The organism is Luteolibacter luteus (genome assembly GCF_012913485.1).
Lineage (GTDB): Bacteria > Verrucomicrobiota > Verrucomicrobiia > Verrucomicrobiales > Akkermansiaceae > Haloferula > Haloferula lutea.
In genome coordinates this window covers 5,778,679-5,791,611 of record NZ_CP051774.1, presented here as the reverse complement: position 1 = coordinate 5,791,611, position 12,933 = coordinate 5,778,679, and the positions used below count along the sequence as shown (strand labels likewise).

The 12,933-nt window shown below is 62.2% G+C and carries 6 protein-coding genes; all 6 read left to right on the top strand.

Annotation, left to right across the window (positions count from 1 at the left end):
- Positions 1–80 precede the first annotated feature (80 nt).
- Positions 81–968, top strand: coding sequence for a hypothetical protein (locus HHL09_RS23910; protein ID WP_169457184.1), 888 nt, complete (start codon positions 81–83; stop codon positions 966–968).
- A 121-nt stretch (positions 969–1,089) separates the two neighbouring features.
- Complete coding sequence (locus HHL09_RS23905; RefSeq protein WP_169457183.1) at positions 1,090–2,646, top strand: hypothetical protein; 1,557 nt, start codon at positions 1,090–1,092, stop codon at positions 2,644–2,646.
- Positions 2,647–2,650: 4 nt separating this feature from the next.
- Positions 2,651–4,426, top strand: coding sequence for a hypothetical protein (locus HHL09_RS23900; protein WP_169457182.1), 1,776 nt, complete (start codon positions 2,651–2,653; stop codon positions 4,424–4,426).
- 155 nt (positions 4,427–4,581) lie between these two features.
- Positions 4,582–6,276 (top strand): beta strand repeat-containing protein, encoded by a 1,695-nt coding sequence (locus HHL09_RS23895; RefSeq protein WP_169457181.1) that lies wholly within the window; start codon positions 4,582–4,584, stop codon positions 6,274–6,276.
- Positions 6,277–6,353: 77 nt separating this feature from the next.
- Positions 6,354–6,857, top strand: coding sequence for a hypothetical protein (locus HHL09_RS23890; protein WP_169457180.1), 504 nt, complete (start codon positions 6,354–6,356; stop codon positions 6,855–6,857).
- The gene (locus HHL09_RS23885) at positions 6,854–12,865 is read left to right on the top strand and encodes a rhamnogalacturonan lyase family protein (RefSeq protein ID WP_169457179.1); all 6,012 of its coding nucleotides are present in this window, start codon (positions 6,854–6,856) and stop codon (positions 12,863–12,865) included. Before HHL09_RS23890 ends, HHL09_RS23885 begins: the two co-directional genes overlap by 4 nt.
- Positions 12,866–12,933 lie beyond the last annotated feature (68 nt).

Here is a 12,933-nt window from a genome sequence, read left to right as displayed (position 1 = left end):
TCCAAGCTCCCTGAACAATCCCCGTCCGGCCCTCCGTAATTTCTCGCCGCCGTCCCCATATCTTTCCTACAAGCCCTGCCGTGAAACTCCTCCTTCTCTTTCTCCTCCCGGTTCTCAGCTGCACTGCAGTTCACGCCGACGAACCGCAGGTCTGGACAAGCCGCGACGGGCGGACTTTCACCGGCGATTTCCTCGCCGTGCGGCCGGGAAAGGTCTATGTCCGGAGCAAGGAAAAGAAAATCTTCGCCATCCCCATGGCGAAGCTCAGCGATCCCTGCCTGGCGGAGGCCGGCTATCTCCAGGAGAAGCTCGGCGAGTGGGCCAAGAAGCAGGCCGGGCGCAAGGCAATGGACGAAAGCACCGCCACGGCCGTGCTCATGCTCGCTCCCGAAGCGATCAAGGAGAAGTCCTTCCTCATGAACGCGAAGATCCGCTCCTTTGACAGCGGCACCAAGCTAAAGCCAGTGAAAGGCTCCACAATCACTTTCACGACCGAAGGTGAGATAGAATGCCAAGCCGACTTCAAGGACCGCGGCAAGATCGTGGTGAACGACTCCGGGGTCTATTGCGATGCCACCGAGGAAGCCTCCGCGACCTTCTCGCGGAACGCCACCCTGCTGCTCAAGCCAAACCAATGGGTACCCGTGCAGGTGAAGATCTCCCGCGGCAAGATCGTCGGAGGCGTGATGGCCAGCGACAAGGAACTTGAAAAAGCCAGGGAGGCCGACGGCAAGGTCCGCGAATACGATGCGGAAATCATTCATCTCCGCATCGCCGCCTTCGAGGAACAAATCCGCAAGGGCACTTCCCTCGCTGCTGCCACACCACTCGTTGGCGAGGACGGCAAGCCACTTTCCGTTCCCGAATACCATTTCAGTCCGGAAGAGACCGAGAAAATGAAGACCGAGCTGGATTGGCTCCGCACCAAGCTGAATCCCAACGGGCAGCTGATGCAGGAGCAAGAGTGATCATTGAGGCACCCATCGCTCCCCGCCCGAAACGCCATGAATCCAGATTGACCCTTCGCGCAAAAACCGTCCTCATTGACCTATCTGCGGATCAGGCATCCCCCTGACTCCTCAAGCCGATGTGAACAAGAAACAAACCCTCCTGTTTCTCGGTCTCTGCACCGCGGGTCTCGCAACGGGACACGTGGCCAAACGGATAGCTTCGAGCATCCCGGCGTCCGATCCTGTGACAAAAGGATCTGGATCCTCCTCATCCGGCCAAGGCGGCTCATCAGATGGCCCCGCCATCGTTTCAAAAGCAGGCATCATCGCCGCCGCACGCTCCACGCTTCGTTCAAAGGACACCCTCGAAAGCATCAGGATCGCCGATGGTCCCGATCTCTATGCGCGCGTTGCCCTCTGGATGGTGGACGCGGGCGAGGAAGACATCGCGGCTTACTGGCAGCACTACCGCCAGCAGGAGAATTGCAACAGGGATATCAACGATCTCATCTTCATCAATTGGACCCGCATCAATCCGCAAGGAGCCACGACCGCAACCAAGGGCACGCCCGATGAACATTACGCCTGGTGGGCGTGGAGCTGCCATGAACCCGCCATGGCTCTTTCCACCGCGATCGCCACCAATCCGGATCGGCTGCGCAACGTCGCGGAAGGCATCGGCGAATTCCATTCGAAATGGTTGCTGGAGCACTTCGACGAGCTCCCCGAAAAGAGCCGCTATCACGCGCTTTCGGGTCTGGCAAAGTGGGACGACTGCGGCGATCCGCTTGAGAAGCTCGATTTCCTCGTGAAGAACGGCCGCGGCACCGACGGAGGACTCTTCAAAGTCCTGGCCGCGCGCGACCCGTGGGCCGCCTACGATTGGCTTCGGGAAAACCTGCCGCAACGGGATCATTACCCCCGCTCTGACAGCGATCTACTGAGTGCTTTCCTCGATATCGCCGGCAGCCAGCGCCCCGAGGTCCTCCAGCGCATCATCGACCAAGCGCCCTCGGGTGGAATGAAACGGAGAATGGAGAGCGCGCTCTTCGAGTCCCTCCTCAACACCGACCCCGAAGCCGCCATCCGGCAGGCGAAGGAAACGAAGGCTCCTTACATTCTCTCCCAGCGCCTCGCCACCGCGGCGCTGCACTACTTGTCCAGCGACCGCGAGAAGGCCTTCGAGCTGGCCAAGGATCTCTTCGAGGCAGCCCCAAATGCCTTGGGCCAATCCAAGAACGTCAAGGTGGAGAACTCCACCCTGTCTTTCGGTTCTGACAACACGGATGTCATGAACCTCTTGAACGCCATGATGGCGACCGATCCAGCGCGCACGGTCGAGTTGCAGCTCCCCACCGCCGAAGCCTCAGGGCAACGGGTGAACAGCTTCTCGCTCCTTACCAGCCAATGGGCGGACAGCGACCTACCGGCCTTTGCGGAGTGGACCAAACGGCAAAGCGATCCGGTAGTGCGGGATTACGCGACGGCAAAGATCGCGAGCAAGCTCAGAAGCGACCAGAACTACCCTGAAGCGGTCGACTGGATCATGAGCATGAGCAAATCAGAGGAGTATCTGGAGAATGCCGTGTTGGAATGGGGGCGCTATGATCGGGAGGCTGCCGGTGCCTGGTTGGAGGCTGCGGATCTACCCACCGAACGGGCGGAACAACTGAGAAAATCCATCGGGATTCAATAGGCATATGAGCACGCCGTCCCCACTCCTCTTCTGTGGTGCCTGCGCTGCCATATTCGTCGCCGCCTCTCTCGCGGGCTGGAACCTCACCAGCACGAGGTCTTCCAAGGCACCCCGCACTCCTACCGCCGGAACAATCGCATCCGCCCAAGACAACAAGCGCGCTGAACGTGGCCCGCGCGGCAATGGCGTGCCCGATTACGTCCGCGAAACCATGGTGGTATTACGGGCCAGTTCTCCGGAGCAGCGCATGCGAGCCACCATTGATCTCGCTACCACCATGCCTATGGCCGATCTCAGCGAGTGGCTGGACAAGCGCTGGTTCGACATGAGCGAGGGCTTTGACGTAGCCTTGTTCCAAAAAATCGCGATGCAGCGTTGGGAAGCGGAAGATCGCGAGGGCTTCATCGCATGGAACATCAAGAACAATCCCGACCGCGCGGAAGCACTCATTGCAAGCTGGGCAAAGGAACATCCGGCGCTGGCACTCTCCTTCTTCATGACCCACACGAATCCGCGGTTGGAGGTCATGACTCTCGGAGATCTTGCCGCCAGCGAGCCTGAACTCGCGCTGGAGCACTTGGTCAAGATGCTCAAACGCCCGGACACCGGGGAAACGGAAGGCTATTTCGATAGCGGTATCTTTCGGAAAATCGCGGAGAAGGACCCCGCCCTCCTTGAAGCATCGCTTGATTCCCTACCCTTCTCTTGGCGGCTCCAAGCAGAGAGCATCGTGGTCGGCAGGAGGATGAAGGAGTCCTTCACGGATGAATTGAGGAAACTCGCCGCCCGCCCTGATGGCTGGAAGCTCTTTGAAAACGCCATGAATCTCACGGGCGATTTGAAAACCCGCCTCGTCGAAGAGCTCCAGAACCTTCCCGACTCTTGGAAGAAGAACATCTCCAATCAAGCATACCTCTTCATCAACCAAGCCAACGCGCGCCAGTGGCTCGATCTGGACTTGGATACCATGGACATCCCGGACGCACAGAAGCGCCATCTGCGCTCTACCGCGATGCAAAACCATGCTTCCAAGAATCCGATCGAGACCCTCGGCCTCGTCGATCAATTCGAGCTGGATAAGGAGGCCCGGCAAAATCTCATCTCGGGCATCATTGCGAACAACCCGAAGATGATCCGGGAGGATAGTGAAAAACTGATCTCAGCCTTGGGTAGCGAGGAAGACCGTGAGATCGCCCGCTCCCTCATTGCCAAGAGACAGGAGATCGGCGACAGCCCGCCGAAGGTCGCCGCCCCGAATGATTGGCTGGAGCAAGTTTCCGCCACCCAATCCCGAAATGGCTCCGACTACCTCTTCATGCTACGGGATTGGGACAAGGAGAAGATCGCGGCCTTGTCCGATGGCTTCCAGCGGATGCCGGACGAGAAGAAACTTGCGGTCGCGAACGTGATCGCCGCGGCTCACGACTACGGCATCGACTCCGGCTTGAGGGGGGAAGCCATCCGCTATCTCGTCGCCCAGCCTCCTGCACCAAAGGAAGAGAGCGGGGAAAGTAATCCCGACCCCTCTCGCTACGGACCCGAGATCAATCCCACGCAGGAGGCCTCACGCTATGCGGTGGCTCTATGTGGCAAGGATCCGGATGCCGCCGCGCGCTGGGTGCAGTCCCTCCCTAGGGGAGATGCCAAACAGTGGGCGACCAAGAACCTCGCTGCCAACTGGCGCAATTACGATCCGCAGGCGACGCAGGAGTGGCTGAACTCCCTTCCCTCAGGCGAGCGCAAGGAAGTGGAAGCCTATCTGAAGGAGCAGCCTAAATAAAATAACGGCGGCGCGGGGCCCAGATCGCGAGGAGTTCGTGCTTGGGCACTGGGGCATTTCTCCGTTCCCCTCCCCCCTTCGGGTAATTGCCCCTTCATAATGGGAATCGTTTCATGGAGGCGACGGTGCGTACCCAGCATCCGTTCCCCAAACCCATGATACCCCGCCAAACCCTCCTCGCCCTCGCGGCGATCCTGCCTGCTGCCGTCTCCGCGACAGATGGCAACTGGACCTCCACCACAAGCGGTGGAAACTGGTCCGACCCGAACAACTGGAATGCCGCCACTCCCGCCGGAGCCGGTGGCATCGCCACCCTCACAAGCGCCGACTTGCCTGCGGGCAATTTCGGCGTCGTGCTCGATTCCGCCCAGGACCTCGGGCAGCTTCTGCTTGGCGATGCCGATCCGGGCAGCGCCGGAACCTGGACCATCAGCGGGGCAAGTACCCTTACGCTCTCCGGAGTTGCGACGGTCCAGACCAATGTGAACGCGACGATCTCCGCCTTGGTGGGAGGAACCAGCGGTCTGATGAAAACCGGCACCGCCAGCCTTACCCTCTCCAATGGCGGCAATACCTACACCGGCGCCACCACGCTCAAGGCAGGCACCCTCATCCTCGGCAGCAACGTGAACTTCGGCACCGGCGGGATCGGCACCGGCACCGTCACCTTCGATGGCGGGACCCTCTCCCATGCCTATGCGGGTGGCAACACCTTGGTCTATGCCAATGCCATCGATGTCGCAGCGGGTGGCGGCACCCTGACCGCCTCCAATCGCTTCCGCATGAATGGTGCGGTCACTGGCGCAGGCACACTCAATTTCGGAGTTTCCTCCAATACCGAACGCTCGGACCTCCAGAACAACTGGAGCGGCTTCACGGGAAAGCTGAATCTCTCCGGCAGCGGTGTCGTCCGCCTTGGCGTCGCAGCGCTCGGCAGCGGCCAGCCGAATTTCAATGCCGTCGGCTGGCAGAATTGTGAGGTGAATCTCGCCGGCTCAGTCATCGTCCGCACGCAGACCAACAGCGGCGGCAACACGGTCTCGATCGGCGCGCTCTCCGGCACGTCCACGACAGCCAAGCTGACGGGCGGCACGGCTGGAGCAGTGACCTGGTCCGTCGGCGCGAAGAACACGGATACCTCTTTCAGCGGCACGATCGAGAACAACGCTGCCGTGCAATCCCGCCTCACCAAGGTCGGCACGGGTTCCCTCACTCTTGATGGCGCCTCCACCTACACCGGAGCCACCATCGTCTCAGCGGGGGCGCTCTACGTGAATGGCTCGCTGGGAGCCACGGCGGTGAGTGTGGACGGTGGGACCTTCGGCGGCACCGGAACCGTCGGCGGAGATGTCACGGTGAATGCCGCGACCTTCGCAGCTGGAGCCAGCCCCGGCTCGATCGAGCTGGCGGGAAATCTGAACCTCACCGCCGCCTCCACGGCCGCGATCGAACTCGCTGGCACCGATTTCATCCTGAATGACACCGAGGGCTACGATCGCATCAAGCTGAGCGGAGCAGCACCGACGCTGACCTTGGGCGGAGGAGTGCTCTCCATCTCGCTTACGAATGCCTTTGCCCTCGCGGCCAATCAGGTCTTCGGCATCGTCCAGCTGGCGGATGGAGCCACCCGCACCGGCACCTTCGCCGGCTTGCTGGAAGATGGAGCCTTGGTCGGCAACTTCGGAGGCACCGACCTCTTTATCTCCTACTCCGGAAACATCGCCGACACCGGAACTCCGACCCTTACCGGCGGAAATGACATCGTGCTCTACACGGTGCCGGAGCCTCGCGCTGCGGCACTTGGTGCCATCGGCCTGCTCATGCTGCTGCGCCGCCGCCGGCCGCTATGATCCTTTCCAGCCAATGGGTAGAGACAGGGCTGCCGCGGCACGGGTTAACTGCGGCAGCACGCCCTCGCTTTCTTGCCATGCTCATCACGCTGGCCTCCGTGCTACCGGCTCCGGCTCATCATGGCTTCGATGCGCATGCCACCCTGCGCCTGCTGGAAAGCCGCTCAATCCTGATCGTCCGCATGACCCCGACGGTCGCGGCGGTCTTGTTGGGCGCAGAGTCACCGCCGCGCTGGACTGGCGATATCTCCGATGAAACACGCGGGAAGCTCGAGGCCCTGGGGACGCGGCTCTTTATCCTCTCTTCGCCCAAAGGCCCGCTGACCCCGGGCGAAGTCCGGGTTTCCCGCGAAGTCTCGCAGGACATCGCTTTCGTGCTCACATACCCCGCCGCAAAAGGCTGGCCGCTCACGATCGAAGCGGACTTCTGCAAGGACTTCGGTCCGGACTTCACCGGATCGATCAAGGTCTTCGGCCAGCCCGTCTCTGCGGTCGAACGCCAGGGCAAGCAAGTTGCCGCGCTCGATCTCAGCCGCCGCGAGCGGAAGCTTTCACTCTCCTCACCCGATACCTCACCATGAGAATCCGCCGCCTCCGGGCGCTCGCGCTGTTGATCTGGCCGCTCCTCGTCACGGAAGCCTTCGCCCAACGCCAGATGGAATCGCTGGGCCGCGGCGTCATGGCCCTGCGGAAAAACAGCACCCAGATCTACATCGGCTGGCGCTTGCTCGGGAATGATCCACAGGACGTCGCCTTCAATCTCTATCGCTCTGCCAATGGCGGTGCCGCAGTGAAGCTCAATGCTTCGCCGCTCGCGGCCAGCACGAACTACACCGATACTCCGCCGAGCCTCGCCTCTGTCTCCTACACCTATTCTGTTAGGCCGGTGCTCGATGGCTCCGAGGTGCCGGACACCTGGGCGAATCCCGCGGTCACCGGCTCCACGCTCCCGGCGAATCCGCCGACGCGCCAATATTTCCCCGTGCCCATCCAGCCGACACCCGATGGTGCCGGTCACAAGGTGAAGTTCTGCTGGGTCGGTGATCTGGATGGCGATGGCGAGTATGACTTCGTGATCGACCGCCATCATCCGGACACCGCTGCACGGCAGTTCCTGGAGGCCTACAAGCGGGATGGCACCTTCCTCTGGCGCATGGACATGGGTCCGAACAGCGTCGATCAATACAACATCGAGCCCGGTTCCTCCGCCATCAGCATCGGCCACGGGGACAATGTCACGGTCTATGACATGGATGGCGACGGCAAAGCGGAGGTCATCGTTCGCACGGCGAAGGGCGTGGTCCTGCCAGACGGAACCACCATCACGGCGGCCACCGATAACATCCAATACCTCTCGGTCATCGACGGTCTCACCGGTGCCGAGCGTGCCCGCGCCACCGTACCGAATCCCTACATCGCGGACGGCCCGTTGAATGGCCACATGGGCATCTTCTATGCCGATGGGCAGCGCCCCAGCGTGCTCCTGCAGGCGAAGAACCGCATCGGCGACGGCGCGTTCCAAGGCCTCATCACGGCATGGGATTTCCGCAATGGGGTGCTCAGCCAGCGCTGGTCATGGGACGATGACGGCGTTCACGCGCCGGAGGGTCACCAGATCCGCATTGGTGATCCCGACAACGACGGCAAGGACGAGTTCTGCGACATCGGCTTCTCCATCGATGACAATGGCAGCCTCCTCTACTCGATCGGAGAAGTCACCCACGGCGACCGCTTTCACACCACCGATATCGATCCCGATCGCCCCGGCCTGGAAACCTACATCATCCAGCAGAACAACCCGAGCGGCCTGGCCACGGCGCTCTTTGATTCCGCGAACGGCTCCTTCATCAAGAAATGGTATGCCGGTGCCGTGGTGGATGTCGGTCGCGGCGTCATCTCGGACATGGATTCCGCGCACAAGGGCTATGAGATGTTTTCCACCCAGGCCGGGATCTTCAATGCGAAGGGCGAGCAGATCTACTCCGCGCAGCCATTCCCGCCCGAGGCCATCTGGTGGGATGCAGACCTCGGCCGCGAGTTCATCGCCACCGTCGGCAGCACCGCGGAAAGCCCCGCGATCAGCAAGTTCAACCCCGCAAGTCCCGCTGGTCTCACCCGGCTCTACACGATCTACAACGAGACCCCGCCCGGAGTTTACCAGGCCTACGGTGGCCGTCCGGCTTTCTGGGGCGACATCTTGGGCGACTGGCGCGAGGAACTGCTCTGTGTGGCAAATGACAATTCCGAGCTGCGCATCTACACCACCAAGCTGGACGCCAGCAATCGTGTCTATGCGCTGATGCACAATCCCCAGTACCGCTGCCAAGCGACGACCAAGGGCTACGTGCAGGCGTCCTATACCGACTACTATCTGGGCCACGGAATGACCGTCCCGCAGCCACCACCGATGGTGCAGGCGGATCTGGCATGGCGTGGAGGCGCGGGCAGCAGCCAGTGGGATCTCGGCGCGACGAGCGCATGGACCGCCGACGGCGTAGCGCGGGCCTTTGCCAGTGGCAAGACCGTCCGCTTTGACATCGGGGCAGATGCTACGACTCCCATCGTACTTTCGGGTACCCTCAATCCCGGGAATGTCGCCGTTTATTCGCCGAAGGACCAAACACTGGATGGAAGCGGTGGCTCGCTCTCCGGGAGCATGAAGCTGATGAAGGCAGGCTCCGGCAGTTTTACCATCACCGGCAGCCATTCCTACAACGGCAGCACCACCATCTGGGACGGCGCGCTGAACATCGATGGAACGCTGGCGCAGAGCCCGGTCACTGTCTGGGGCGGCACTTACGGCGGCAAGGGTGCCAAGGGCGAGAAAGGAGGACGGCTCGGCGGCAGCGGCAGCATCGGCCAAGCAGTCACGCTGCAATACCGCGGTGCCATTGCTCCGGGAAATGGCATGGGCCATGCGGCCACACTTTCCCTCGCAGGAGGACTGAGCGCGCAAGATAGCTCCGTGTTCGCACTCGATCTTTCCGATGATCCGGGCGGCACCACAAGGCCGAATGACAAGATCGCGGTGACCGGCAATCTCACCTTGGCCGGAGCGGTCCACATTCACATCAATGCGCTTAATGGCCAGCTTGCCCCCGGCACCTACACCCTGCTCACTTACAGCGGCAGCCTGACAGGCAGCCTGGCGAACCTCTCGGTGACCATCCCTCCGGGCACCCCTCACACGCTTGCAGCGGGCGGTGGCGCGATCACCCTGGAAGTGCCCGTCACCCGGGCACCTACGGCCGTGACTTGGCGTGGATCGGGCACGGCGTGGGATCTCGCCAGTAGCCCCAATTGGCTCGTCTCCGGAGCATCCGGAATCTTCGTTGCAGGAGACAGCGTGGCTTTTGATGGCAGCGGGGCCGCCAGTAGCACCGTCGATCTCAAGACCATCCTCCCGACTTCGGGCGTGACCGTGGATTCCGCCACGAACTACAGCTTCACCGGTAGCGGATCGCTTTCCGGCAGCGGCGGACTCACGAAATCCGGCAGTGGCACACTGGCCCTCGGCACGGTGAATGACTACACCGGCCCGACCCGGATCACCGGTGGCGTGCTGGCCATCAGCTCGCTCGGCGATGCGGGCTCGCCGGGATCGATCGGTGCCGCATCTGCAAGTGCTGCCAATCTCGTGATCGATGGCGGCGCCCTTCGTCTCACGGGTTCCCAGACAAATACCAACCGTGACCTCAGCTTCGGTCCTTCCGGTGCCACGCTGGAGGTCGCGCTGGGAAATAGCACCATGCAGATCAGCGGTACCGCCAGCGGTGGCGGCAAGCTTGTCAAAGCGGGCCCCGGGACCCTCATCCTCGCAAGCGCCAATACCTACAGCGGCGGCACAGTGGTCGATTGCGGAACTATCTACCTCGCCGGGGCCACGCCGAATTCCTCCGGACTCGGCACGGGCAACGTGACGCTGAACAAGGGCACGCTCTCCATGGCGAACGTGCAGGCAAGCGAGACCGCGGCATGGAACATGATCGTGCCAAGCGGCGGCACCGGCCGTCTCAATGCCGATGGCCGCTGCACGCTCACGGGAAGCCTCACCGGCAGTGGTGACTTCACCTTCCACACGCCCTACGTGCGCACGGAGCTTCAGGGAAATTGGTCCGCCTTCACCGGTCGCATCTTCGTGATCACGGATTCGGATGGTGGCGACTTTCGCATCCGCAGCAGCGCCGGCTATCCGCTGGCGGCACTCGATCTCGCGAATGATGTCTATGCCTACTACCAGAGCACGATGGGATCCGATCTCACGCTCTCCATCGGCACGCTTTCCGGTGCGAGCGAATCGCGCTTGCTCGGTGGGCCCACCGCAAACCGCACGCTGACTTGGCAGGTCGGAGCAAGGAATGAGAGTAGCACCTTCGCCGGCGTGATCGGAAACAGCACCGGACCCACCGCACTGACGAAGACCGGCAGCGGAGTCCTCACCCTGACCGGCCCCTGCACCTACACCGGCGCGACGAATATCCAGCAGGGCACGCTCCGCATCAATGGCGCCACATCGGGAACCACCATCACGGTGCAAGGCGGTGCCGCACTAGGAGGTTCGGGATCGGTCACCGGCAATGTCCAGGTACAAGGCGGTGGTATTTTGGAACATGGCGCGATCTCCGGCGCACCGCTCTCCATTTCCGGCAATTTAATCCTGAATGGTCCGATCTCTTTTCGCCCTGGCACGATGGCGGAGGCGGGCACCTACACGGTGGCCACCTTTACCGGCAGCCTTGCGGGCACGCAGCAGTTCACATGGCTTCCGCCGCAAGGCACCTTCCTTAGCGCAAGCTTCAATGTGGTCCCCGCATCCGGCAGCACCCCGGGCCGGATCGAACTGACGCTCACGCCACCGCTCCGGCCTCCGGCCACGCTGGTCTGGAGCGGTACCGCGGACTCGGGCTGGAACAGCGCCAACTGGCTACTCGACGGCAATGCCGCATCCTTCAGTGATGGCGATACCGCCCGCTTTACCGATGCCGGCAATGCGACCTCCCCTGTCGTGATTGCCACCGATGTGGTTCCCACCGCCGTCCTCGTGGAGAGCACCAAGAACTATACCTTCTCCGGCAGCGGTCTCATCACGGGAAATGCCTCGCTGACAAAGGCAGGCAGCGGCACCCTCAATCTGATGAGCGCCCACACCTACAGCGGTGGGACCTTTCTCAATGGTGGCACGCTTTATACATCCACCGAGGCAGCGATGGCAGCGATCGGCACCGGCCCGATCGTCTTCAATGGCGGCACGCTCCAGCAACTCGACAACACCGCCACCTACAGCAGCGCGAGCTATAGCATTCAGGTGCCCGCGGGGCAGACCGGGACGCTTCGGACGGATTCGCGCATGGATCTCTCTGGCAGTTTGTCCGGTTCCGGCACGCTGAATGTCCACGTCCCCTGGCTCCGCTTCAAGGTCATGGGGAATTGGTCGGCCTTTGGAGGAACGCTGAATCTCACGACAGATGCCGATGGCGGCCTCTTCCGTCTCGCGAATACCGCAGGCCTTCCCTCGGCATCCCTTTCGATGGCCTCCGGCGTCACCACGCTCTCCTTCCTCAACCAGAATCACAGCATCCCCATGGGCAGCCTCTCGGGTCCCGCTGGATCTTTCCTTTCCGGCATCGTCCCGGACAACAACACCCCGGGGGCTTACACGGTCACTTGGAAGATTGGAGACAGGAACATTGATTCCACCTTTGCAGGCGTGATCCAGAACGGATCGGGCACAAGCCGCAGCGCGATCGAGAAAAGCGGCAGAGGCACCTTGGTGCTCTCCGGAACGAACACCTACACCGGCCCCACCACCGTCAGCGACGGCAAGCTCCTCATCGATGGTTCGCTGGCAAATACGGCGACCACCGTCGCAAGCAGCGGCACCCTCGGAGGGAACGGCAGCATCGCCGGAGCAGTGACGGTGCATGGCACGCTTTCCCCGGGCAGCGGTGCAGTGGGCACGCTTGCCTGCTCCAGTGGTCTCGTGCTCTCCTCCAGTTCCAAGCTCTCCTATGAACTGGGAAGCGTTGCGGCTTCTGACAAGCTTCAGGTGGCAGGCCCCTTCACACTGGACGGCTCGATCGATGTTTCTCCCCTGCCCGGCTTTGGCGCCGGCACCTATACGTTGGCCGCCTACAGCGGAACGCTCACCGACAATGGGCTGGCGGTCGGGACGCTACCCGATGGCTTTACCGCGACCGTGGAAGCATCCGGTGGCAGCGTCCGCCTCGTCGTTGTGCAGAACCTCTCGGCCTTTGGGCAGTGGCAGTTGGAATACTTCGGTAGCGCCAGTGATCCCGAGGCCGCCCCGGACGCTGATCCGGACCACGATGGCAGCAGCAATGACACCGAGTTCCGCCTGGGCCTCGATCCGAAAAATGGGGGAGCCTCCTTTCGAGCCACCGGCAGCCTTGCTCCATCCGGACTGACGCTCATCTGGCCATCGGCTCCGGAGCTGAGCTTCGAGATCCACCGCAGCGGCAGCCTCGACGGCCCATGGCAAACCATGGCCACCGTGACGGGGACCGGCAGCTTCACCGACACCGCTCCACCTGAGGGGAAATGCTTTTACCGCATCGTGCTGCTTCCCTAGGTCGTTCGCTCCGCCGGGACCACTCGGCACTCCCTCCACTTCTCACTTTCACTCCTCTCCCCACGCTC